Source organism: Actinomadura sp. 6K520, assembly GCF_004349245.1.
Classification (GTDB): domain Bacteria; phylum Actinomycetota; class Actinomycetes; order Streptosporangiales; family Streptosporangiaceae; genus Spirillospora.
Map to the genome: position 1 here is coordinate 1 of NZ_SMLC01000440.1, position 511 is coordinate 511.

The following is a 511-nucleotide window of genomic DNA, read 5'->3' on the forward strand; positions in this document are numbered from 1 at the left end:
CTTCCACCCCACCATCACCCACCTCACCACCCAAGGCCACACCACCTACATCGAAACCAGCCCACACCCCACCCTCACCCCAGGACTCCAAGACGACCCCATCCTCACCACCGGCACACTCCACCGCGACAACGGCGGCTGGACCCAACTCCTCACCAACCTCGCCACCCTCCACACCCAAGGCTTCACAACCGACTGGACCCGAATCCTCACGAGCCTGGGCAGCACGCGACCGACCTCGCTCCCGACGCTGCCCACCTATCCCTTCCAGAGGAAGCGGTACTGGCCGCAGGTTTCACTCGGGGCAGCCGGAGATGCTGCGTCCGTAGGGCTCGACTCGCCTGGGCACCCTCTGCTGGGTGCGTACGTCACCTTGGTCGACAGGCAGACCACCGTGTTCACCGGACGCCTGTCCCTGGACACCCACCCCTGGCTCGCCGACCACGCCATCAACAACACACCCGTCCTCCCCGGCACCGCCTACCTCGAACTCGCCATCCACGCAGGCGAC

Annotated in this window: 1 protein-coding gene; it reads left to right on the forward strand. The window is 66.3% G+C overall.

From position 1 onward, the window contains the following. Positions 1-511: polyketide synthase dehydratase domain-containing protein (locus E1289_RS37865; RefSeq protein ID WP_131989010.1), on the forward strand; the 511-nt coding region annotated here is incomplete at both ends.